The sequence below is a fragment of the Streptomyces sp. NPDC023541 genome (assembly GCF_055559995.1).
On record NZ_JBVHJO010000022.1, the window covers coordinates 59,587 to 80,763 of the forward strand.

20 protein-coding genes, 1 tRNA gene and 2 pseudogenes are annotated in these 21,177 nt (G+C 70.4%); 11 read left to right on the plus strand and 12 right to left on the minus strand.

All coding sequences use genetic code 11. The features are described from left to right. Window positions 1-55 precede the first annotated feature (55 nt). Genes ACZ3X1_RS33615 through ACZ3X1_RS33645 form a run of 7 tightly spaced genes read right to left on the minus strand, consistent with a single transcriptional unit; the run spans window position 56 to window position 6,406 of the window. Window positions 56-634, minus strand: a complete 579-nt coding sequence (locus ACZ3X1_RS33615; protein WP_467282799.1) for a P-loop nucleotide/nucleoside kinase family protein — start codon at window positions 632-634, stop codon at window positions 56-58. Window positions 635-657: 23 nt separating this feature from the next. Continuing rightward, window positions 658-1,383, minus strand: a complete 726-nt coding sequence (locus ACZ3X1_RS33620) for a class I SAM-dependent methyltransferase (protein WP_467282801.1) — start codon at window positions 1,381-1,383, stop codon at window positions 658-660. Further along, entirely contained in the window at window positions 1,370-2,329 is a 960-nt protein-coding gene (locus ACZ3X1_RS33625) for a glycosyltransferase family 2 protein (RefSeq protein WP_467282803.1), read from the minus strand. The genes ACZ3X1_RS33620 and ACZ3X1_RS33625 overlap by 14 nt, the downstream gene beginning before the upstream one ends. Beyond that, window positions 2,326-3,528, minus strand: a complete 1,203-nt coding sequence (locus tag ACZ3X1_RS33630; RefSeq protein ID WP_467282805.1) for an arylsulfotransferase family protein — start codon at window positions 3,526-3,528, stop codon at window positions 2,326-2,328. Before ACZ3X1_RS33630 ends, ACZ3X1_RS33625 begins: the two co-directional genes overlap by 4 nt. 56 nt (window positions 3,529-3,584) lie before the next feature. Then, window positions 3,585-4,346 carry a creatininase family protein gene (locus tag ACZ3X1_RS33635; RefSeq protein WP_467282808.1) on the minus strand — a complete coding sequence of 254 codons (762 nt, stop codon included), beginning with the start codon at window positions 4,344-4,346 and terminating at the stop codon, window positions 3,585-3,587. 34 nt (window positions 4,347-4,380) lie between these two features. After that, window positions 4,381-5,334 (minus strand): radical SAM family protein, encoded by a 954-nt coding sequence (locus ACZ3X1_RS33640; protein ID WP_467282810.1) that lies wholly within the window; start codon window positions 5,332-5,334, stop codon window positions 4,381-4,383. A 13-nt stretch (window positions 5,335-5,347) separates the two neighbouring features. Then, complete coding sequence (locus ACZ3X1_RS33645) at window positions 5,348-6,406, minus strand: radical SAM/SPASM domain-containing protein (RefSeq protein ID WP_467282812.1); 1,059 nt, start codon at window positions 6,404-6,406, stop codon at window positions 5,348-5,350. A 398-nt stretch (window positions 6,407-6,804) separates the two neighbouring features. On the opposite strand from ACZ3X1_RS33645, the gene ACZ3X1_RS33650 reads away from it, so the two are divergent. Further along, window positions 6,805-8,118, plus strand: coding sequence for an XRE family transcriptional regulator (locus tag ACZ3X1_RS33650; RefSeq protein ID WP_467282814.1), 1,314 nt, complete (start codon window positions 6,805-6,807; stop codon window positions 8,116-8,118). 261 nt (window positions 8,119-8,379) lie between these two features. Here ACZ3X1_RS33650 and ACZ3X1_RS33655 read toward each other — a convergent pair whose 3' ends face one another. After that, window positions 8,380-9,189, minus strand: a complete 810-nt coding sequence (locus tag ACZ3X1_RS33655; protein WP_467282816.1) for a hypothetical protein — start codon at window positions 9,187-9,189, stop codon at window positions 8,380-8,382. Between the two features lie 191 nt (window positions 9,190-9,380). On the opposite strand from ACZ3X1_RS33655, the gene ACZ3X1_RS33660 reads away from it, so the two are divergent. After that, window positions 9,381-9,821: a hypothetical protein gene (locus ACZ3X1_RS33660; protein ID WP_467282817.1), complete on the plus strand. Its 441-nt coding sequence runs from the start codon at window positions 9,381-9,383 to the stop codon at window positions 9,819-9,821. A 652-nt stretch (window positions 9,822-10,473) separates the two neighbouring features. Here the strand turns inward: ACZ3X1_RS33660 and ACZ3X1_RS33665 are convergent. Next, window positions 10,474-10,808, minus strand: a pseudogene (locus ACZ3X1_RS33665) (helix-turn-helix domain-containing protein); the annotation flags it as partial. Window positions 10,809-10,975: 167 nt separating this feature from the next. On the opposite strand from ACZ3X1_RS33665, the gene ACZ3X1_RS33670 reads away from it, so the two are divergent. The 3 genes from ACZ3X1_RS33670 to ACZ3X1_RS33680 all read left to right on the plus strand — a co-directional run bounded on the left by ACZ3X1_RS33670 (window position 10,976) and on the right by ACZ3X1_RS33680 (window position 12,952). After that, window positions 10,976-11,070, plus strand: a tRNA-Arg gene (locus ACZ3X1_RS33670). A gap of 68 nt (window positions 11,071-11,138) precedes the next feature. Further along, window positions 11,139-12,638 carry a hypothetical protein gene (locus ACZ3X1_RS33675; protein ID WP_467282819.1) on the plus strand — a complete coding sequence of 500 codons (1,500 nt, stop codon included), beginning with the start codon at window positions 11,139-11,141 and terminating at the stop codon, window positions 12,636-12,638. 104 nt (window positions 12,639-12,742) lie between these two features. Then, window positions 12,743-12,952 carry a hypothetical protein gene (locus tag ACZ3X1_RS33680; RefSeq protein WP_467282821.1) on the plus strand — a complete coding sequence of 70 codons (210 nt, stop codon included), beginning with the start codon at window positions 12,743-12,745 and terminating at the stop codon, window positions 12,950-12,952. Between the two features lie 324 nt (window positions 12,953-13,276). On the opposite strand, the gene ACZ3X1_RS33685 is transcribed toward ACZ3X1_RS33680, so the two are convergent. Continuing rightward, window positions 13,277-13,447 (minus strand): hypothetical protein, encoded by a 171-nt coding sequence (locus ACZ3X1_RS33685; protein ID WP_467282824.1) that lies wholly within the window; start codon window positions 13,445-13,447, stop codon window positions 13,277-13,279. After that, window positions 13,444-13,755, minus strand: a complete 312-nt coding sequence (locus ACZ3X1_RS33690) for a hypothetical protein (RefSeq protein WP_467282826.1) — start codon at window positions 13,753-13,755, stop codon at window positions 13,444-13,446. The genes ACZ3X1_RS33685 and ACZ3X1_RS33690 overlap by 4 nt, the downstream gene beginning before the upstream one ends. 938 nt (window positions 13,756-14,693) lie before the next feature. Here ACZ3X1_RS33690 and ACZ3X1_RS33695 point away from each other — a divergent pair. The 3 genes and pseudogenes from ACZ3X1_RS33695 to ACZ3X1_RS33705 all read left to right on the plus strand — a co-directional run bounded on the left by ACZ3X1_RS33695 (window position 14,694) and on the right by ACZ3X1_RS33705 (window position 17,043). After that, window positions 14,694-15,422 carry an ATP-dependent DNA ligase gene (locus tag ACZ3X1_RS33695; RefSeq protein ID WP_467282828.1) on the plus strand — a complete coding sequence of 243 codons (729 nt, stop codon included), beginning with the start codon at window positions 14,694-14,696 and terminating at the stop codon, window positions 15,420-15,422. Between the two features lie 120 nt (window positions 15,423-15,542). Beyond that, window positions 15,543-16,245, plus strand: a pseudogene (locus ACZ3X1_RS33700) (HNH endonuclease family protein). A 522-nt stretch (window positions 16,246-16,767) separates the two neighbouring features. After that, window positions 16,768-17,043, plus strand: coding sequence for a hypothetical protein (locus ACZ3X1_RS33705; RefSeq protein WP_467282830.1), 276 nt, complete (start codon window positions 16,768-16,770; stop codon window positions 17,041-17,043). A gap of 459 nt (window positions 17,044-17,502) precedes the next feature. Here the strand turns inward: ACZ3X1_RS33705 and ACZ3X1_RS33710 are convergent, their stop codons facing one another. Further along, window positions 17,503-18,087: a hypothetical protein gene (locus ACZ3X1_RS33710; RefSeq protein ID WP_467282832.1), complete on the minus strand. Its 585-nt coding sequence runs from the start codon at window positions 18,085-18,087 to the stop codon at window positions 17,503-17,505. Between the two features lie 533 nt (window positions 18,088-18,620). Here ACZ3X1_RS33710 and ACZ3X1_RS33715 point away from each other — a divergent pair. The 3 genes from ACZ3X1_RS33715 (at window position 18,621) to ACZ3X1_RS33725 (ending at window position 20,769) form a co-directional block, all read left to right on the plus strand. Then, window positions 18,621-19,091, plus strand: coding sequence for a lamin tail domain-containing protein (locus ACZ3X1_RS33715; protein WP_467282834.1), 471 nt, complete (start codon window positions 18,621-18,623; stop codon window positions 19,089-19,091). Between the two features lie 256 nt (window positions 19,092-19,347). Beyond that, complete coding sequence (locus tag ACZ3X1_RS33720; RefSeq protein ID WP_467282892.1) at window positions 19,348-20,031, plus strand: HNH endonuclease family protein; 684 nt, start codon at window positions 19,348-19,350, stop codon at window positions 20,029-20,031. Window positions 20,032-20,178: 147 nt separating this feature from the next. Continuing rightward, window positions 20,179-20,769 (plus strand): hypothetical protein, encoded by a 591-nt coding sequence (locus ACZ3X1_RS33725; protein ID WP_467282837.1) that lies wholly within the window; start codon window positions 20,179-20,181, stop codon window positions 20,767-20,769. The last annotated feature ends 408 nt before the right edge of the window (window positions 20,770-21,177 follow it).

The following is a 21,177-nucleotide window of genomic DNA, read 5'->3' on the forward strand; positions in this document are numbered from 1 at the left end:
CGTGTGAGCGCCGTCGGCAGCTGCGGCCCGCGCTTGGTCAGCTTCTGCCGTGGACCTATTTCCGAGGGCTGAATGACGGTTGTGGTGTTCGCAGGAATGCCTGGATCTCGTGGGTTCCGGGCGTGTAGCCGTCCGATGTGTCCACGACGAGGGTCGGGACGTCGAGGCTGATGGCCTTGAACTGCTCGGGGTCGTAGGTGCCGGCTTCCATGTCGGCGAGGAGGGCCTGATCGCCGTGGGCCGCCCGGTGGCTGTCGGTGCGGGCGCGTTCGGTGATGCGTTCGGTGATGGTCGAGGTGGGCGTGACGCATCGGATGATGCGGAGGTCGGCGAGGTCCAGGAGGGGCTCCAGGCCTGGTCGCCAGAGCCGGTCCTGGAAGGCCGCCTCCGCGACGAGGGTGACCCCTGCCTGAAGGAGGACGGTGATGGTCCTGAAGAAGACGTCCAGCGTGGGGATGTTGAGGGGGTCGTCGTCGGCGGTCTGGTGATTTGGGGTGCTCATGACCATGCCCTGTTTGATCTCGTCGCGGATGATCGCCGGACAGCCCAGCTGCACGGCGAGGGCGCGGGCGAGCGTGGTCTTCCCCGTGGCGGGAGGGCCGCTGACTACGACGAGGGTCGGGCGGTTTTGCATGGGCGGCACTCCGATGCAGGCAATCACGATTGGTCAGGACGGAGATCTGGGGCACCTGGCTGCTTGTGAAGCTGGAAGGCGATGAACCCGGGCTGGTGGGCCAGTTTCTCGTACTCGGTCGGGTGGTGGCGGGTCATCGAGTGCGCGGGTCGGTGTTCGACTAGACGGTCGACGGCGAGGCCTGCGGCGGTGAACTCGTCGAACCATGCCTGGAGGGGCTGACGCCAGTAGTGGTGGGTCATGCCGCCGGACCAGGATTCCTTGACGTGGCGGGCGTCGAAGTAGCTGCCGCCGTCTGCGAGCCAGTCCGCGGTGGGGTGGCTGGTGGAGATGATGATCCTCCCGTCGGGCCGTAGGACGCGTGTGAGCTCAGTCAGGGTGCGGACGCGGTCGTGGGCGTAGTGGAGGACCAGGGCGAGCAGGACGATGTCGAAGCTGGCGTCGGCGGCCCAGGTGAGGGGCGCGTCGAGGTCATGCTGGCGGATGTGGGCGAGCGAACCGAGGCGCTCGCGGGCGAGGCGGACCATGTCCGAGCTCTGGTCGATGCCGACGGTGTCGGCTCCGCGCGCGGCGAGCTCGGAGAGGTACAGGCCGGGGCCGCAGCCGCCGTCCAGGATGCGCAGGCCGTTCACGTCGCCGAGGAGACCGAGGACGGTGGGGCGGTCGTAGTGCGCGTTGTTAGGGCTGACGGCGGCCTCGCGGGCGAAGGTGTCGGCGAAGCCGTCGTACGGTGCGTCAGCGGGCTGCATGCACGGCTCCCTTCAGCGGGATGTCTGTCTCAGGCCGTTCGGTCCAGGAGACGAGGCCGTGGGGGAGTAGACGGTCGAGGAGGGCATGGTCGGGCGGGCGGTGTGCGGTGAAGGTGGCGTGCAGGCCGCGGACGGCGTGTTCGTAGACGTGGGCCGGGGCGGGCATGCCCAGGGCGATGCGGGCATCGAGTCGCTGGTCGAAGTGGCGGAACCACTGCCGGTACTCCTCTGCGAGGTCTCCGGCGGTTGGCCAGCGCCGGTAGAGGGTGTCCCGGGCGAGGGTGAAGGGGGTGGGGCTGGTCCGGTAGGCGGAGGCGACCGCGCCGGGGCGGGGGACCTGGTGGTAGACGCTGGTAATGCTGTCGAGGCGGGCGAAGCGATGGCCGGCGGTGTGGTGGAGGGCGAGGAGGAAGTCCCAGTCCTCGCAGTGTTGCAGCGTCTCGTCGAAGCGAACCGGGGAGGCCGCAGGGTTGCGGGCGACGATCGACCCGGTGTGAATGGTGTTCGCGACCCCGAGGAACGTGGCGTCGAAGGGGTAGTCCTTGCGCGGCAGGCCGTGGGTGCCGCGTGGCAGGTCCTCGATCCAGGTGGGGCTGACGAGGGCCTGGCCGTAGACGGTGTCGGCCCGGCCGGTGCGCAGGGCGTCGTCGGCGGCCTGGAGGTGGTGGGGCAGGAAGACATCGTCGTCGTCCAGGAGCGCGACGTTCTCGCCCTGGGCCACGGCCAGAGCGTGGTTGCGGGCATGGGAGACCCCGTGCGGGGTGTCGCCGTCGAGGAGGGTGATGGGCATCTCGCGCTGCCAGCGGGCGATGACCTGCTCGACGGGCATGCCGCCGTCGCGAGCGACGATGACCTCGAAGTGGCGGTAGGTCTGGCGGGCGAGGCTGCGCAGGGCGCGGTGCAGCGGCCCGGGGCGGTCCCGCGTCGGGACGATCACGCTGATCACAGGGCACCCTGGACGCTCTGGTCGACGTGGCAGCTGACCTGGGACTCGGCCAGAGTGCGGGCCTGCCGGTCACCGGCGCCCAGGAAGCCGGCGGAGGGGCGGGGTATGGCGGAGAGGCGGTAGAACTCCGCGCGGGAACGTCCGGCGGACGTGGCGCGGGTTGAGACCTGAATGGTCCACCGCTCGCGGCCGTCGCGGTCTACGATCAGGGCGCGGCCGGCCTGAGCGTCGCTGATGAGGACAGTTCCGTCGTCGAGGCGCTCGCAGCCGCCGGCCATCTCGCAGAACAGGCCCGGCTCGTACTGCCAGGTGATGCCCTGGGTGAGCGGCTCGATCTCCAGGACGCGGGATCGGCCGAGGCCCCGGCCATTGTCGAAGACCAGGATCGTGCCGTCGGGCTGCACGGAGGGCTGGTGCTGGCCGGACAGTTCGCCGGGCCCCCACCACCAGCGCACCGCGCGGGCGCTGAGGTCCAGAACGGCGATCAGGTTCAGGTTGCGCAGCGAGACCAGGACGTTCCCGGCCGTCCACAGCCCGGCGGGGTGGCCGGTGGTAAGGATCTCGACGGTGTTGGTGTGGAGGATGTCGCTGGGCGATCCGGGCCGGGCCCGGAGCAGGCGGGAGATATCGCGGCCGCGCCTCCAGCCGTTCGCTCCTTCCAGCCGCGGGCCGAGGGCGGCAGGGTCCGCGGTCCGTCCAGCCGCCCGATGCTCGTCGATCACGCCGGTGATCAGCGTCTCCAGCCGGGGGTCGGTGGTCAGGATCTCGTACAGGGAGTGCGCGGCCCGCAGCTGCCCGTCCGGACCGAGGACGGTGACGGAGTTGTCCAGCAGGACGTGGGAGCCGCCGGTGCAGGGCACGGGGCGGGGTTCCTCGGTCAGGACGTAGATCTCACCGGCGGGGCTGAGGGCGAGGTCGTGATGGGCGGGGAGATCGGCCCGCCAGGTGAGGGCGGAGTCCGGAGCGAGCTTGAGCAGGGCGTGCAGCGGCACCATCGCGTACAGGCTGCCGTCGGGCCCGACCTCGACGTGGTTCCAGCCCCGCAGGTAGGACGGCGGGCTGGTCTCGATATCGGGCTGGCCTATGGGGCTGGACCAGGCGTGGACGAGCCGGGCCCGCTCGTCGATGACGCATGCGAGCGGGCGGGGGTAGGAAGCCGACGGGGAGAACACGTACAGCTGGTCGCTGGAAGACGTCATCGAAGTGGCTCTCCTTCTGCGAGATGTCCCCGGGCGGGCCCGGGCGGTGTCCGGGGTCACGACGGAAGGGGTGCGGCGAACTCGCGGCGCACGGCGTCGGCGAGCTGTCGGGCGACCTGGTCGGCGACCCGCTCGCCGAGCTCGGCGCCCGCCCCGGCCGCGGTGTAGACGATGCCGCTACTGGTCGCGGTGTCGGCCGGCTGCGGGTACAGGTGGTAGCTGATCCGGCGGGGCTGCTCCATGCCGCCGTCGACGGGTAGCCGGTCGGTGCGGACGGTGCGCGGGCTGATGTGCATGACGAGGCTGGACTCGACCATTCCGGCATGGTGGTCATCCCGGCGGGCAGTGCCGCTCTCGCGGGCGAGGGCGTCACGGAAGTCCTCGCCGACGACGTCCCACCAGTTCACGATCATCACCCGCACCCCAGGGGTCCGTTCGGCCAGGTCGTGGGCGGCCTCGCACAGGAAGCTGATGTTGTCGATGGCCGAGTTGACCAGGACCATGCGGCGGTAGCCGTGACGCGCCAGAGAGGCGAGGACCTCGGTGACCATGGCCGTGAAGGTGGCGCCGCTGATGCTGATGACGCCGGGGAAGGTGCCGCCGAGCCGCTGTGAGGGGGTGGCCACGCCGTAGCCGAGGGTGGGGGCGATGTGGCCGCCGATGTCGTGGGCGAGCCGGTGGGCGAAGTGGTCGCTGATCATGGTGTCGGAGCCGAGCGGCAGGTGCGGGCCGTGCGGTTCAAGGGCGCCGATGGGCACGATGACGTGTTCTTCGGGGCCGGGTTGCAGGTCGGGCCAGGCCAAGTTGCTGATGAGCACGAGAGCGGGCTCCTTCCAGAGCGGGGGCGGTAGATCAGGCGTCGGTCCAGCCGAGGCTGGGGACCGTGTCGGGGCGCAGCGGGGCGGCGATCTGGAGGTTGAGGAAGTCCTCTTTGTTGCCGCAGCCGCCAGCGGCCGCGCACGGGGCCCAGGGGCCGGGGCGCAGCGGCAGCTCGAAGCCGTCGGTCAGGACGCTGCCCAGCGGCGGGCGCTCCTGGGCTGAATAGTTGGAGCAGCGGTAGGCCTGGCCATGGATGTCGATGAACACTGCGTCGTGGCCGGCCCTGCAGGGCATGCCCTGGCAGGACGTCAGTGCGATCAGGGCCGTCTCGGCGAGCGCCCGGTTTCCGCCGAGGCGGGCCAGGGTTTCCAGGGCACTGCCGGCCTTGAGAGCGGGGACCGCGTTGGACGGATCCTGCGGGTCGGTGGCGGCGGTCGGGTCATAGCCGAGGTCGACGTTGAACCGCAGCCCGGCTGCGCGGGCGGCCTCCCGGGCGCGGGCCACAGCGTCCGCGTTGTCCTCGAACAGCAGGGCGTTGACGACGACGAAGCAGCCGAAGGTCTCCTGTGCGAAGGAGGCAGCGGCGATGAACCTGCCAAGGTCGGCCTGGCCATCGTGCCAGGTCAGCCACAGAGAGAGCTTGCCCAAGTTGGCCGCTGCCTCCAGCCTGGGCAGCCGACGGGGCAGCAGGATCGCATTGGAGACCAGCTCGACATGCTCGACGCCGCTCTGCCGGGTCAGCCAGGCCGCCCTCTCCAGGAAGAAGGTGCTCGCGAACGGCTCGCCGAGGGTGCCCAGCCGGACCTTCACCGGGTAGGGGCGTCTCCCGATCCAGGTCACCACCCGCTCGTAGACCTCGCGGTCCTCAGGGTTCTTCCAGTCATGGCGGGAGCTCTTGGCCCAGTCGCCGATGGACACGCAGTAGTCGCAGGCCAGATTGCACAGCCGCTGGCCGGCCACGTACCAGATCCGCACCGGATCACGCATGGGAGCCCTCCCTCTATCCGAAGGTCGCGATTGGCCTGAAGTCCCTGGCGGGGAAGTCGGGAAGCTGGTTGTGGCAGCGTCGACACAGGAAGTCCTCCGGGGACGCATCGACGCCGAATACCTTGCGGCGCAGCGCGACCGCCGGCTCGCCGGACATCAGCTCGTCGATCGAACCGTCCCCGACGTGGCCGAACACCTCTCGCTGGTAGTAGTCGTTGCAGCACAGGAACAAGGCCCCGGTCACGGAGATGTTCACGTGCTGCACCGGCCAGCCGCAGCCAGTCAGCCGCCCTTCCACCCGGACGTCCTGGGCGTACTCGCCGCCCAGCTCACCGGCCCGGTCACCCGTCAGGCTCGGGTACACCTGCGCGCCAAGCGGAACGAAGTGCCGCTCGACCTCTTCGAGGTTGCGCTCCCGACGCGCGCCGACCCCGTTGACGACGACCTGCACCGGCAGCCCCGCGCGCAGGGCAGCCTCAGTGTTGCCCATCGTGTGGTGGTAGCTCCGTGACCCGGTGAGCCCGGCGAACTCGGCCTCGTCGACCGCGGGGATGTTCACGATCAGGTCCTTCAGCACCCCGGTGCGCTTCAGATCCTCGATCTTCGCCGTGGTCAGCGCGGAACCATTCGTGTACAGAGCAAGCGGCATCCCGTGATGGGCCAGGACCTCCAGCCTTTGTGAGAAGTACCGGTCCAGGGTCGGCTCGTTGAAGAACTGGAACGTCACGTACGAGGCGCCGGCCGCGGTGAGCTTGCCGACGATCTCCTCGAACAGGCTCATCGGCATGGTCCGAAGCGGCTTGGGGTCGGTCGCCACCGGGCAGGAGACGCAGCCCCAGTTGCAGTGGGCCGTCACCTCGATCTCCCCGGACTCGATCCGGTACGACCGGCACAGCTCCACGGGATCCTGTAGCCACTCTCGTGCCACCGCCGCCGCCACCCGGCTGGCCCCGAACCGGGCCGAGAGCTCACTGCTGTCGTGGGGGCGTTCGGAGGCGTACCGCAGGAGCTGGAGTACCTCAGCGTCGTCCTGCCACACGATCACCCGGTCCAGACCCACGACCCCGAACACAGTGCTCTCCAGAGGCGGAGAGCCCGTGGGGGCCTTAGGCCCGGCGGTGTCCGACAGATACACCAGGTCGGAGCAGGTGCTCGGACGAACGCTGGAAAGGTACGGGGAGGTCTGCAGCATCGAGGCTGCCGCAGTCCCGTCCGGACAACCGTCGTGCACGAGTGACAAGGCGCCCGAGCGGGCACCAGCGCGAAACGGCATGAGAGGTCCCTTCATCTGCGAGGGGGCGGGGGACAGGTGCCAAGGCCAGGCACCAGGCCGAGCAGATCGTTCGGCCGATCAGAGGATCGAGCTTCGGGCACCAGCACGTCCGATGCGATGGCCAGACGGGGGTCCCGCGGGGGTCCCGCCCCCTGGAACGGCCCCTTGGAAACCACAGGGAGTGCTTGACTGATTACGTGACCGAGCATTCGCATCCGCTGGCTTACCGGCGCGCGCTCAAAGGCCTGACCCGGGTCGACTTGGCGAACCTCATCGCCGCGGCGGCGCAGCGCCGGGGACTGCGCTCGGGCACCGACAAGCACCGGGTCCGCAAGTGGGAAGTTCTAGGGGTCACCCCGGAACCCGAAACGCAGATCTACATCGCTGAAGCGCTGGGGCTACCCGTCGAGCTGGTCGACCCCGGCAACTGGCCGAACTGGCTGCCCGGCAGCGACGGAGGCGTCGTCCCCCTCGGCCCGTCCAGCACCGTCACCGCCCTGCGAGAGGCCCTCAACACCGCCATGGAACGCCGCACCTTCCTCACCATCTCCGGCACCGCCCTCACCACACTGGCCGCCGCCTGGGCCACCAGCGGAGGGATCGCGCTCGCCGCACAGTCGGAGGGCAGCAAACTCGTCGGCGAGGACACGGTCACCCTGCTGGAGGACACCAGCCGACAGCTCAACAGCCTAGTCACCGAGCAACGGCAGCACGTGTCAGCCCTGCTGGACGCCCACCTCACGACCGTCACAGAACTCATCGCCCACAGCCGCTACGACCGCACCACCGGACTGCGCCTCCACATCCTGGCCACAACCCTTGCCCAGACCGTCGCCTGGCACCGCTTCGACCACGGCCACCACACCGCGGCCAGCAAACTCTGGATCGCCGGCCTCCACAGCGCCCACGCCACCGACGACCCCGACCTCGGCGCCGCCATGCTCGGCGACCTCGCCTATCAAGCCGCCTGGCGCAAGGACCACACCACAGCCGCCGGAATCCTCCAGCACGCCCTCAAACGCACCCAGCACCCCGCCGCCCGCTCCCTCCTCCACCTCCGCCTCGCCCGCACCCTTGCCGCGCAGGGAGAGAAGCAGCCCGCCCTGCGTGCCCTCGCCGCAGCTGAGCGCCACCTCGGCGCATCGTCCGGCCTGCCTGTGCCCGCATGGTGCGCGTGGATGTCCGAAGCCGACCTCGCCGTCGACTCCGGCCAAGCCCTCCTCGACCTCGGGGACCCCTCCCGCGCCCACCAGCTCATCGGCGAGGGCCAAGCCCTTCTGCCTACCACCCGTGACAAGACCCGAGGAGTCTTCCTCGCCTACCAGGCAGCCAGCCACCTGAAGCTCAAGCAACCCGAACTGGCAGCCCACACCGCCGGAGAAGCCATCCGACTCTCACGCCGAATCGGTGCCCCGCGCTGCGAACGACTCGTCCAGGAGCTCGTGCCCGAATTCCAGCCCTACCGCACCGCAGCCGGAGTCCCAGAACTCCTGGCCCTCGCCGCAGCATGACAGCGGTGCCAAGGCAACGAACGCAGGCCATCAGCCGGAAGCCTGCTGCGGCACTGGAGGGTGTCGAGGGCTTCACCGGTGCCCCACGAGAGCTGTCACCGGGCGTGACGCGAAGGTCTCGCGACGAGGTCACAACAGGCAGGCCCGGTCATGTTCTCCTCCGGGACGGCCAGGACCGGAGGAGGAGGCCCCGGGGTCGGCGGTCGTTGGTGACACTCGGGGCGGGGCCAGTGCAGGGGCTCAGCCCGGATCTCGTACAAGTCACCTGGGCTGGTGTGGGGCGGGCTGCAGTTTCCGGCGGCGCCGGTGCTCGCGCTGGGCTTGGGCGCGGGCGCATTCACGGGTGCAGTACTTGACGCCGGTGGTGCGGTTCTGGCCGTACTCAGCGCGTCCGCGTTGGCGGACGAAGGGCCGCCGACAGTTCTCGTTGGCGCATTCGCGGATGGTGGCGTCCTCGGCGAGGTGGTTGTACAGCTGGAGGAACACCACGGCCAAGAGGGTGGGGTAGCGGTCTTCGAGGCCGCCGATGCCGATGCTGAAGGGCTCCAGGGCCGCGTTGAGGGTGCTGGCCAGGTCGCTGACCTTCAGCGCCAGCAGCTCCTCGCGCATGTGGTCCAGGTCGCGCGGCCACGTCTCCGCCTTGTCGCTGTTGGCGGCCTGCCACCGGGCGAGCTCTTCTTCGGTGGCCTCGGCTTCGACGAGTGCGTCCAGTCCGCCCTCGTGACGCAGAGCCAGCCAGGTGGCGATGGCGTCCTGGGCCTCGGAGACGAACAGCGTCGCCAGCTCGCCGTGAAGGGCGAACGGGCCGCGCTCGGGGTGGAGGCTGTCCGCCAGCGCGGTGAAGTGCTCGTGTTCCTCGATGTCGAGGCTCAACGACCCCACGCTGCCCCCCAGATGCCCGTAGGAGCGCATCATGACGGCGACCGCCTCGAGGTCGGCGGGGTCGAGATCCATGAATTCGCGCAGGTAGAAGTCCTCGGGCAGTGACACAGTGCCGTCGCCGGGGGAGCGGAGCCGGGGGCTCCAGACGATCCACTCGCCATCGACCCGCGCGTCGGTGAGGGGGCTCAACTGCGGGGTGGGAACGGGTGTCCCGGGCCATAGCGTGGGACGAAACCGTGGGTCAACGTATGCCGCCATGTGCGGCATCATAGCCAGAGATGAGGGAATACGAAAAGGTAGCTGTTCGTATCACGCATGCGGAACTCGTCGGAGGGGGAACCACCGTGACGCAGTGGCAGCAACGCAAGGCTGTCGGGGACTTGCACGAACAGCGAGTCGCCGCCGCCTTGCGCGCCAGAGGCTGGACCGTCCATCCCTGCGGACAGGGCACCTACCCCCACGCTATCCGCGAAGCCCTGCGCCGGACCCGCTCCGCCCTGCGGCAGTTCCCCGACCTGATCGCCGCCCGCGGCAGCGAACTCGTCACCATCGACGCGAAAGACCACATGCCCAGCACCGACACCAGCCGCTATTCGATCAGTACCACCACCATCAACGCCGGCCTCCACTTCACCGCCATCCACTCCCCGACCCCGCTCTACTACGTCTTCGGCGACCTCAAAGTCCTCACCCCCGCCGAAGTTCTCCACTACACCGACCACGCCCTGCGCCACTCAAGCGGCGCCTACCACCTGGTCAGCACCCACCGCGCCCACTCCTTCGACAACGTTTTCGGCCCGGCCGTGGCCCGAGCAGCCTGACCAGGCATGGCCCCGGTCGAGGGGGCAGATGGACGACGCTGGCGGGCGCCCGCGTCACCGCAGCACCCCGTGGCCCCTGGGAGCCCGGCTGGTCCGACACACCGCAAGACGCTGTAGCCCTCGAACGATGCTCTTGTGCTGCCCGTTGCGCCGTCGACCGTCCCGTCCGCGATGACAGCGGGAGTGGAATCGTCGGCGTCGCGTCGGACGACCCTGGCGGGGGCGACCCGTGTGCGCCCGCGCCGTCGAGCCGACCTGCCCCACCCTGGAACATGATCGTTTCCCCTGCCCACCGCGGTCGCCCTCGCCTACAAGCCGTAGACCGCCCTGGCTGGCTGGCTGGCTGGCTGGCTGGTTCGGCGAGGACGCCGCCACCATCACCGTCCTGACCGACCGGGCTTGGCTCACCCTCTGCCAGCACACCGACTGGCACGGGACCACGGGGCTCATCACGACCGCCCTGCGCTGCCAGGCCGCCCGATACCGCGCCGAGGCCGACACGATCCGCACAGCCCGCAACGCTCATGCCTGCTGGCACCTGCTCCGCAAGGAGTCCCAGGAGAGGGCAGCCGACCTCGCCGGCCAGCTGGCCGACAGGCTGGCCATTCTCGGCGAGGACTGCCGCCGCGACGACGTCCTCGCCTGGGCCCAGGCGGCGGCGGATCACTGTCTGAACTCGGGCCAGGGTCCAGCGCTGATCGTCGAAGCCGTGCACTGCCGGGCCCTTGCCGAGTTCTTCCTCGAGCACGGTGAACTGGGCATCGGTGACGGTCGGGGAGTTCGCCGGGCCGGCGGACCTCAAGGCCTCCAGGCCGCCCTCGCGCCAGCATGACGCCAGCGTTCCACCGACCGCACGCTCACCCGCAGCTCTTTCGCGATCACCGCGGTCTTCTCACCCGCCGCGAACCTCTCGCCAGCCTGAAGCCGGATCCCCTCACGAAACGCCCGCCGTTCAGCGGTCAGGCCCCCACCCTCCGGATATCTCACCCCACCGGCATACCGCAGGGATCATGAACCGTCACCACCCGACGACAGACTGGCAACCTCAGTAGGCACGGCGCGAGGTCGCCGGGAGATCCGCTCAGGGGCTACGGTTGATTCACAGGAGATTACGGAACCGTCCCCCTGGGGACGGTTACGCTCTCCGGCCGAAAGCGTTCTTAGCTCAGCGGCTGAGCCTTTCAGCTCAAGCAGGGCGAGCACCGTGCTACGGACACGGGTGTCATCGGTTCAAATCCGATAGGACGCCGCAGGCGGGCTTCCTTCCGCGTTCGGCAACGAGGGAAGCCCAGCGCCCTTCACAAGAGGTGATCGCGGGTGTTCCTGGCAACACAATTCCCGATCGCCGACCTGCGCCCTCTCCTGGCCCAGGAGACCCGCCGACTCGACGTTCCATGCTGGCCGTTGGCGCAGTCGGGCGAGTTCGTCAGGTCGACCGGACCGGTACGCCGCCGGAAACTGGGCGGCTTGGTCCCCTGGATCGGTGAGGGTGTCTTCTGCGATGCCGCGAGCGTGTTCCGCTTCCCTCCGAGTTTCTCGGCATTCCCCCTCCTGCCTGGGGACGAGCGCACCTCCGGTTTCGCGTGCGCCTACCGGCGGCTGATCACAGACGGGTTCGTCACTACCCGGTTCGAGCTAGCCATCGCGGGCGGAAGATCAGGACGACAGGGGCGGGCAGGACTGGCCAGCCAGGACTTCATCGCACTCCTGATCAACTGGCTCGATATTCCCATCGCCATCACGTCCTGCGGTGATGGCGACCGACGGAGCACCTGTCATCTCGGACAGTCCGGAAAGCCGCTCACGGCGCACATACTCCGGGCGACCACCAGATTCCCCACCTCCACCCCCGCAGTCGACCGCTCCTGGCTACAGCCCGGCCGGCCGCTGCTGCTGGCCGACTACACGTCCAAGGAGGCCGAGCGGCCTCCGGACGCCAAGGTCGTGGACCTGCAGCAGGACATCGGGGTGGTGCTGGCGCACTGCTGGGTGAGCTTCCGCGGAACGCTGGTCGGCGTCTGGCTGCTCGAACGGAAGGTCCCGAGTCCGGACAAGGACGCCCTGCGCCGGCTCCGGATCCATCTGTTCCGTCTCCACACGGAGTACGAGTGCGTGCGACTCGTACTCCGCTTCCTCACCAGATCGGCGCAGGACGGCAGGAGCCCCGAGGCGGTGGCGCGGTCCCTGAACCGAGGACTCGACCTGCTGTCTAGCCCGCGGAAGTACGGATTCGACCAGGATCCGCTCCTGGCTGCCGCATACGAGGCAGAGCAGCTCGTGACCGCGGACGAATGGCGGACCGTAATGCACATGCTGAGCGAGAAGCGGGCGGACGAGCTGGCGCACATCGACAACGTCACTGGCTGGTTGGGCCGCTGGGACAGCGACAATCTGGCGTTCGGCGGTTCTCAGCCGGTCTTTATCGCGGACCGGATCGTGATGGCAGGGAGAGGCGGGACCGTGAACGAGTTCCACACACACGCAGGCGGAGACATCCACGGCGTCATCGGCAGCGGAAACATCGTGACGAGCAGTTTCAACCGGATAGACAGCTCGAACCTGCCCGACGAAGCCAAGGCATTGCTGAAGCAGCTCACGGAAGCCGTCGCACTGACGACGAGCAGGCTGCCCGCCGCGGAGGCCGAGCAAGTGAACAGGGACCTCACCGCTTTCCAGGAGGAAGCGCTGTCCGGCACACCGCGCAGGAACGTGCTCCAGGTCTTCGGCGATTCGCTCCAGAAGACGGCCGACTTCGTCGGCGACGTCGGCGCCCCGATCGCGAACCTCGTCACCGCTGTGATCGGTTTGATCGCGTAAGTTCCGCCCTTGGGGCGGTGCCCGCCGCGGCGCTGCGGGTGAGGTCCATTCGTCCAGTTGAGTTCCCAGGTGCGGCCGCCCAATCCAGGGAGGGCACCGACCCCGTGGTGGTCAAGCGTGATTTCCCTGGGCTCGAGGAGCGGCTGGAGGACAGCACGTCCAACGCGAACTACGACGGCCACTATCGAACGCCGACGATCAGCCACCGGGCCGGCCGCGGAGCGCTGGGGGACTCGGTGCTGTTCCTGGACTGGCACGGCATCGTGCCCAGCGGATGCGCGCGGTCGGTGGCGCTCGGGCAGCCCTCGGCATGAACGGTGGCCGGGCGTCCGTGGACGCGGCCGTCGAGCAGCCACGCCCACCGGGCCGGCGCCAGGCACGGGTACGGCGGTGGGCCGGGATGCGATCGAGGTCGACCCCGGGCAGCGGGCGCAGCTGCTCGGCGGTGACCCACGTGCCGTACTCGGCCGGCTCGACTCCGCCCCCGGCGGCTGTCTGCCAGAGGGGGACGCCGATGCGGTACATCCACAGTCCGGAGTCGAGCTGCTGGCGCTCGTAGAGCCGTACCCGCTCGATGGCCTGTCCGTCGGGAAGGAGCAGCGCGATCGGTGCAGGTGGTGGCGGGGGTTCGGTCACGGTCAGGGGCGGGTGAACTGCTTCTGCCGGGCCTGCCGGCACGACGTGCAGAGCGGGTTCCCACCCACCCCGTAGCGGCACGTCGAGGTGTGGCACCGGGCGCAGGGGCCGGTCTGGCTGGGAGCCCAGGTGACGACCTGCGGGCGGGGCTTGGTGGTGGTCTGCTCGCTCATGCTGCTGCCTCCCTTTCCGCCGGGGCGGAGGTGAGGGTGCGGGCGGCGCGCCGCAGCTCGGCGCTGCCGGCCCGCCAGGCGGCGGGAGCCGCCCAGTAGGGGTGGGTGCACAAGGTTCCGGAGAGGACGATCAGCCGGCGCCGCAGCGCGGTCGTACCGGCCCCGGCGGGAGCCTGCGCGAGCTCGGCGTACGTCTGCTGCCACGCCCTTTGGAGCGTGATCAGGTTCTCGGGGAAGCGGAACGGTGGTCTTACATCCCCAGTAAAACACGTGTTCGATTTTCTCCGCGAACGCCACGTTCCGATCATCGGCCGTAGGTCTGGTGGCAGAGCGCGGCCACGGCAGGGCTGGTGACGCCGTGTGCGGCGCGGCACAGCTCCGCCATGTCCGCAGTCCCCGCCGCTGGGGCTCGGACCGGACGGTGGGGTGCGGGCGTACGGTTCGGCCGCTTCACCTTCCTGGGCTTGGGTTTGGCGGCGGGGCGTACGGCAGGCCGGGGCGGGGTCGTCCGGCGCAGCCGTACCGGGCCTTCGGCCCTGAGGTCGGGAGCCCGCCGGGCGGGCTGAGTCTCGCCGGAAGCCTTTCGGGCCGCGGGCGCGGGACGGGCCGGCGCGGGAGCACGGCCGGCCTCGGGAACGGCGCCGGCCGGAGGCGCGGCCGCAGACTCGGGCATGGGGGAGAGGGGCAGCGCCGCCCCCGTGTCCGGCCGTGCGGGCCGAGGGCCGACGGGGTGCTTGTGGTCCTCCGAGACCGCGACGGGCGAGGCCTCGGCGGGCCGGGTAGGGACGGGGTGGACGGTGACGCATCCCGAGGCCGCGAGCAGCGCGGTAAGGAGCAGGGGCAGGGACCAGCGGCGCATGCCGTCACCGTCCCGCACCCGCCCGGCAGGGCGCCCCTGACGGCCCCGTGACGCCCCTCGGATGGATGACGCGACCACCGGCCTGCAGAGCCGCATACGCCGGGCGTGGCCGACCCTGGAAGAGGGGCCGGCAACCGCTGAGGGAGACCCTGGTGACGCTGAGGCCGCCGGTGGAGCCGATGCTGGCGCAGGCCGCGGAGGCCGTGCCGGGCCCGGCCGCTTTGCGGGCGGGGGTGGCGTACGAGCAGAAGCTGGACGGCCACCGGGCGCTCCTCTTCACCGCCGCTGGCCCGGGCGGCACGGTGGTGGTGCAGACCCGGCGCGGGGCGCTGGTGCGGCGAACTGGTCGTCTGGGATACCGAAGAGAACCGGCTGTCGTTCGAGGCGTTGCAGCGCCGGGCCGCCGCCCGCGCCCGCGGCGCCCGGACCCTCGCCGCGCGGTGGCTGGCCTACTTCGTCGCCTTCGACCTCTTGCAGCACGACGGCCAGGAGCTCCTCGCCCGCCCGTACGTCGAGCGGCGCGCCCTACTGGAGAACCTGTTCTCCGACCATGCCCTCACGGCCCCGTGGACGCTGGTCCCGCAGACGACGGACCTGGCCAAGGCGCGGGAGTGGCTGGAGTCCTGGACGGAGGTTTCCGGGGTGGAGGGGATCCTGGTCAAGCCCCTGAACGGCCGCTACCTACCCGGTTACCGGGGCTGGACCAAGATCAGAAGACGGGACACCACGGAGGCGATCGTCGGGGCGATCACCGGTACCCTGACCCGTCCGCAGCTTCTCGTCCTCGGCCGCCACGACACCCACGGCCGCCTCCGCGCGGTCGGCCGGACCGTACCGCTGCGCCCGGACGCCGCCCGGCAGGTCGCCGAGCAGCTCACCGCGGCCGCGCCCGGACATCCGTGGACGGGGGCGAAGTTCTCGGCGACGTGGGGGAGCCGCGACGTCCTCGACACCACCCTCGTCCACCCCGCCCTCGTCGCCGAGGTCAGCGCCGACCGCGCCATCGACCACGGCGGCGTATTCCGCCACCCGCTCCGGTTCCAGCGGCTGCGCCTGGATGTGGGTGCGGCGGACGTACCCCGATGCGGCGAGGGACCGACCGCGGCCGCCGGGTGACCTACGCGGGAGTGTGCAGTGGCGTTTCGTCGGTGAACCGGCGCGCTCGGGCGGGTGAACCCGGTCCATAGGGCCTGTTGCTGATGGTGCGGGGGCCGGTACAACCGCCCCATGATGATCATGAAGCGGTCCGCTGTCGCGGCCGCCGCGTTCGCACTCGCCCTGTCCCTGCCCACGCCCGCCCACGCGGCGGCACAACCTGATGCCCCGGCCCTGGGCCCGGCGGCTGCCGTCGTGCCGCAGGTCCTGCCGATCGGGGTCGCGGTGTTGGCCCTGCCGCTGGCGGTGGAGGACCGGACCGGCTATCAGCGCACCTCGTTCCGGCACTGGAACGCGGGCGATGTTCCGGCCGACGGCTGCAACACCCGCGCCGAGGTCCTCCTGGCCGAGGCGATCGTGTACCCGGAGATCGGACCGGGCTGCACCCTGACCGGGGGCGTGTGGTGGTCGTACTACGACCTACGACGACCGCGAAGTCACCCCGGCCGGCGCGCTCGACATCGACCACATGGTCCCGCTCGCCGAGGCCTGGGACTCCGGGGCGTCGTCGTGGACGCCTGCTCGGCGGGAGGCATACGCGAACGACCAGGGACAGCCGACATCGCTGGTGGCGGTGACGGCCCGCTCGAACCGGAGCAAGGCGGACCAGGACCCGGCGGAGTGGCTGCCGCCGTCCGCGGACGCGCTGTGCCGGTACGGCGCCGAGTGGACCGCGACGAAACTCCGGTGGGGCCTCGCGGTCGATGAGGCGGAGCGCGACCGGCTGCTCGACATCGCGGCCGGCTGCGGCGGCACGGACGTGGAGTTCACGCCCGCCCCGTAGAGATCGGTCTTGGACCGCCGGCGGGCGCCGAGCACGTTCAGGACGCCGCTGGTCGGCGGCGAAGGGCTGCTCGACGGCGTCACGGATCTGCTCTACGGAGGTGGCGGCCGGTTCCGCTCGGGTTCCAGCGAGACCGCGTTCCCCGGCGCGGTCGACGCGACCCGGCCGCCTCCAACGCGGCGGTGATCGAGTGTGGCTAGGCCGGCCCCCATCTGACCAGGGCCGATACCGAGTTCACGGCCTGGCCGCAAACCTGCGCCATCTATGGCCTTTGCTTCACCTTCTGTATATCGAGCATGGGCTGAGGATTTTTTTCCGGATACTTCATGCGGGGCCAAGGCGGTCAACTTGCCGTCCAGTCGTGAACTTTGATCCGGAGTCGGCGTGTACCCGGCCCTTCGTGTTCCCGGCAACGCCTGCCCGCCCAGGTAGAGTTATGACATCTCCACGGATGGCCGAGGAAGACCAGGAGCGCGTTGCTTCTGGCGCCTGGGCTTCCCAGGTCCACCCGAAGGAGACCGCATGTCGGATACACCGGACCCCCTTGGCCACAAGCCGAAGGAGGAGCCGCCCGAGCCGGAGAACTCCGGAACGGAGCGGTCGGTCGAATCCAAGAACGAGAGCGGGCCGAAGCGGCTCGGGGGAAGCTTCCTCAACGGCATGGCCGAGGGGGTGGGGACGGTTGTGGGCACGCTGCTCGCTGCCGCCATCATCGCCGGCCTTGTCGCCGGAGGAGTCATCTCCGAAACGCAGAACGGCCCGCACCAGGAAGGTGGGGCCGCTGTAACTCACTGCTAGTTGTAACCGAGAAGCCGTCCGGTCAAGGTTGGTCGCCAGGTGCCGGGCGGTTTTCTCATGTGCGGAGACTGCTCTCCACACGGGTCGAGTCAGCCCAATAGTGGCGGCTTTCCCAGCCCTTGATGCCTATTAAGGCTAACACCGGCTGACTGTGGCGCAGGTCACATTGACAACATGGGCCCTCCTCCTGTCGTCCTCCGACAGCGCCTCGTTCAGATTGTCTTTTCGCGAGTTCGTCCTGAAGGTGCACGGCGGATGCGATCTTGCTTGTGATCACTGCTACGTCTACGAACACGCGAACCGGAGCTGGCGGACCCGACCCAATGTGATCTCCCCTCAGGTCGTCCGCCTGTCGTGCCCGCCCTGCAAGGCGACCCCCATCGGTCGTGCGGACCGCAGTGCGAGAAGGAAGTGCGGGGACAAAGCCATGGATCTGCGCCGTGTCCGCGCGGCGGCAGGTCAGGGGTGAAGGTAGTCGTTGAGGTAGGTACGGGCTGCGGCTGCGCTTGTGCCGAGGGCTGAAGCCACGTCTTCGATCGGCACGCCCCGGTCGGCGATCTCGTATGCCGCCTCCTGGCCAGTCAAGGTGATGGCGTGCCGCAGGTCGGCCAGGGCCTTCCACGCGACTAGCGGCTCCTCGGTGGCCAGGTCGCAGAGCTGCCGCACGAGTTCGGCCAGAAGCCGGGCGAGTCCCTCGGGGAGGGGAACGGCTCCGTCGCGGATGACCGACAGGTGCGCCTCGTAGTCCGCGATCGGCCCGGACAGGTCGACATCCGCCTCGTAGAGCGGTGTGTCGGCGGGGAGCGCGGTCCAGTCGAGCGGGTACTCAGCAGCACCCCGCCATCCGCACGAGCAGCTGCCCCTCAGGAGAGCGGCCCGGGGGCGGCCGCGGCGGCCGTCGTAGGCGTGCCACTTGGTCGACGACGGCATGTTCAGGCCGCTGCCGACGTCGAAGTAGACGGGGCCCGGCTCGCTTCCGGCGGCCAGCAGTACCCCCACCGTCCCCTCGTGTGCGGCTGCCAACGCCCCCAGCACCCTGTCCATGACGGCCATCCCCTCCCCGGCGTGTACGCGGCCGGCCGACCCGCAGGCCGGGCCTGTGACTCAGGCTGCCGTGCCCCGGGGGCTGGCGTACGGGGGTCCACCGAAAGCGGTACGAGACATGCCCCGCGATGTGCGGTGAGCCTGCCGCAGTGCGTGACACATGCGCTAATTGAGCACAAGAGTGCGAAGAAGTCTGCAGAACGGCTGTTACTTGATCCACTGGCCCGGCCGGGTGATGCGGCGGGGAAGTGCGCCCCGTGGTGCGCCGGAGCGTGTGAACCGGAGTTGCGGCTTCCGAGGTGGATCGGTGTAACGGTCTGTGAATGCCAGGGGCACGCTCGGGCGGAATGCGTGCATCCGGAAGTCGACTGTGACGGATATGTCCGTGTCTGGTAACCGGCGTCGGCGGGGGCTGCCGCGGGGGTCGTGTCGGGTCGAGAGTGTGGGTCCTCGGCTCAACCGGGCCGACACCGCAAAGGCCTTCACCGACCTGTTTCGGCTGGTGGAGCGCTGTTCTTGAGGGAGCGCCACCCATGTCTTCTGCTTCTTCCTCCGTACGCCGTATCGCTGCCACGGTCCTGGCCGCGGGCGCCATCGTCTCCGCCGCCGCACTGCCGGCGGCCGCGCACGACGGCGACCGCCACCACCAGCGGCACCCGCGGGTGGAGATCAGCCGGGTCCAGGCCGACAGCCCCGGACGCGAGGACCGCTCGAACCGCTCCCTGAACGCGGAGTGGGTGGAGATCCGCAACACCACCCGCAACCCGATCAACCTCCGCGGGTGGACCCTGCGCGACAGCGACGGCAACCGCTACCGCTTCGACAACGTCCGCATCGGCGGCCGCGACACCATCCGCATCCACACCGGCAACGGCCGCGACACCCGCACCGACCTCTTCCAGGACCGCCGCGACTACGTCTGGGACAACCGCTCCGACACCGCCACCCTGCGCGACGACCGCGGCCGCACGGTCGACACCGAGTCCTGGGGTCGCCGCCGCTAACCCCCGCGCGCAGGCGGCACCCATGCCGAGAGCCTGCGCGAGGACCCACCCGTAGCCGGACCAGGCGGCCACCGCCGCTGACCGGCCGCGAGCACGGGCCGTCGCCCCACCGGGCGGCGGCCCGTACTGCTGTAGAGAGGGCAGCGGGTGTGCAGTGGCGTTTCACCGGTGAACCGCCGTGCGCGGGCGGGTGAATCGGGTCCGCGCGGCCTGTCGCTGACGGCGTGGATGCCGGTAGAACCGGCCCATGATGATCATGAAGCGGTCCGCTGCTGCGGCAGCCGCTGCCCTCGCAATGGCTCTTTCCTTCCCGGCCCCCGCCCAGGCGAGCGGACCCCCGGCCGCTCCGGCCGCAGTTGTGCCGCAGGTCTTGCCGATCGGGGTCGCGGTCTCCGCGCTCCCGCTCGCGGTGGAGGACCGGACCGGCTACCAGCGCACCTCCTTCCGGCACTGGAACGCCGGCGACGTTCCGGCAGACGGCTGCAACACCCGCGCCGAAGTCCTTCTGGCCGAGGCGATCGTGTACCCGGAGATCGGCCCGGGCTGCACCCTGACGGGCGGGGTGTGGTGGTCGTACTACGACGAGCGGGAGGTCACGCCAGCCGGTGCGCTCGACATCGACCACATGGTCCCGCTCGCCGAGGCCTGGGATTCTGGAGCGGCGGAATGGACGCCCGCGCGTCGGGAGGCGTACGCGAACGACCAGGGCCAGCCCGCCTCCCTGGTGGCGGTGACAGCCCGCTCGAACCGCAGCAAGGCGGACCAGGACCCGGCGGAGTGGCTGCCCCCGGCGCCGGACGCGCTGTGCCGGTACGGCGCGGAGTGGACCGCGACGAAGCTCCGTTGGGGCCTCGCGGTCGACGAGATGGAGCGGGACCGGCTGCTGGACATCGCGGCCGGCTGCGGCGGCACCGACGTGGAGTTCACCCCCGCCCCGTAGGGCAGCCGGGGGCGAGGGCCGCCACCTCGACAGGTGGCGGCCCTTTGCTGTGCCTGGCCAACTACGTGCGTTGTTGGGCCGGCGGGGGTGTGGGTGGTCGTGCGTGCGGGGCAGGGTGGTCGGCGGGAATGTGCGGGGGAGGGTGGTGTGCTGGTGGAGTGGGACTGGTGGACGGTGGAGTTCGGGGACGCGCACGCGGGCGTGGTGGGTGTCCTTGTCGGTGGTGGTGAGCCGGGGCCGGTGTACTTCGACGTCGGGAGCGGCTCGGACGTGCCGTCGACCTCGCACTGGTCGGCCTACGACGGCCGGGCCGGCCGCCCGCGTGCCGAGGCGCTCCGGGCGGGGTGCGCGTGCGGATGGCGCGGCGCCGCCGAGTACCCGCTGGGCCGGGCGACGGCCGGAGACCGGCCGCTGTACGCGGTGGACGTCGACCTCGCCGGGCCGCTTGCGGACTGGACTGCGCACCTGTCCCTCGTCCGCGACAACGCGGTACCACTGCCCGAGCCCCTGGCCGCCCTCCTCGCCGAGATCACCGAGCAGCTGACCGCCAGGACCGCGGACACACCCCTGGCTGCGCTGCGCGCCGTCGGGGTGCTGGAGCGGATCGCCACCCGCGTCGGGCGGGAAGCCGCGGGCGCGCTGGCGGAAGACGGCGTGTCCGCCGAGACGGTGGCCGCCGGGCTCGGGACCACCAACTCCAAGGCCTTGATGCTGCTCCTGACCGCACAGAACAGGTAACAGCACCAGGCATCGGTCTCTTGTCGGCCTTCGGCTACCCGTAGTCCGCCATCCGGGCCGTCACCCCTTGGGCGACGGCCCTTTCGCATGCCCGGTATCGGCTCCCCGGCAGCCCGCCCGGGGGCGCTACAGGCCGGTTCCGCCTGGATGCCCCGTGGCTCGGCCTCGCCGACGACATCGAGGGCACCGACCGACTGTCGGGCTGGGTCGCCGACGATCCGGACGCCGACGCGCTGGCCGCCCGGGCGGCCGGGTATGTCGGAGCCACACTCACCCGGCTCACCGCACCGGCTGCAGGCCCCCTCGCGGTGCTCGGGGACGTCCGGGTGACCGACCGGTTCCGCTCGGGGTCGGGCGGGCTGCGCATCACGCTGGAATGGCCGGCCCGCCTGCGCGGCACCGCCTCGC

Bases quoted from the DNA above. Each gene is read 5' to 3' on its own strand.
- ACZ3X1_RS33705 (WP_467282830.1), top strand. From the start codon at position 16,768: ATGTCGGATACACCGGACCCCCTTGGCCACAAGCCGAAGGAGGAGCCG.
- ACZ3X1_RS33620 (WP_467282801.1), bottom strand. From the start codon at position 1,383: ATGCAGCCCGCTGACGCACCGTACGACGGCTTCGCCGACACCTTCGCC.
- ACZ3X1_RS33715 (WP_467282834.1), top strand. From the start codon at position 18,621: ATGTCTTCTGCTTCTTCCTCCGTACGCCGTATCGCTGCCACGGTCCTG.
- ACZ3X1_RS33630 (WP_467282805.1), bottom strand. From the start codon at position 3,528: ATGACGTCTTCCAGCGACCAGCTGTACGTGTTCTCCCCGTCGGCTTCC.
- ACZ3X1_RS33690 (WP_467282826.1), bottom strand. From the start codon at position 13,755: ATGATCGGAACGTGGCGTTCGCGGAGAAAATCGAACACGTGTTTTACT.
- ACZ3X1_RS33685 (WP_467282824.1), bottom strand. From the start codon at position 13,447: ATGAGCGAGCAGACCACCACCAAGCCCCGCCCGCAGGTCGTCACCTGG.
- ACZ3X1_RS33720 (WP_467282892.1), top strand. From the start codon at position 19,348: ATGAAGCGGTCCGCTGCTGCGGCAGCCGCTGCCCTCGCAATGGCTCTT.
- ACZ3X1_RS33640 (WP_467282810.1), bottom strand. From the start codon at position 5,334: ATGCGTGATCCGGTGCGGATCTGGTACGTGGCCGGCCAGCGGCTGTGC.
- ACZ3X1_RS33615 (WP_467282799.1), bottom strand. From the start codon at position 634: ATGCAAAACCGCCCGACCCTCGTCGTAGTCAGCGGCCCTCCCGCCACG.
- ACZ3X1_RS33710 (WP_467282832.1), bottom strand. From the start codon at position 18,087: ATGGACAGGGTGCTGGGGGCGTTGGCAGCCGCACACGAGGGGACGGTG.